Raw genomic sequence first — 261 nt, forward strand, 5'->3', positions numbered from 1 at the left:
CCCCCCCCCCCCCCCCCCCCCCCCCCCCCCCCCCCCCCCCCCCCCCCCCCCCCCCCCCCCCCCCCCCCCCCCCCCCCCCCCCCCCCCCCCCCCCCCCCCCCCCCCCCCCCCCCCCCCGTTTTTTGCCGGAGCCGGTGGGGGCGACCACCAGGACGTCCGTCCCCCGCCCGATGGCGCGCCAGGCCTCGGCCTGGGCGGTGGTGGGCGCGGGGAAGGCGCCGGTGAACCAGGCCCGGGTGGCCGGGGCGAACCCGGCGAGCG

The 261-nt window shown here is 88.1% G+C and carries 1 protein-coding gene; it reads right to left on the minus strand.

What is annotated here, in order from left to right; all coding sequences use genetic code 11:
* Nucleotides 1-261 (minus strand): hypothetical protein (locus PUR71_RS00520; RefSeq protein WP_329924283.1); only part of this gene is annotated, 261 nt, incomplete at both ends.

This window comes from Streptomyces sp. SP17BM10, assembly GCF_036322405.1.
Lineage (GTDB): Bacteria > Actinomycetota > Actinomycetes > Streptomycetales > Streptomycetaceae > Kitasatospora.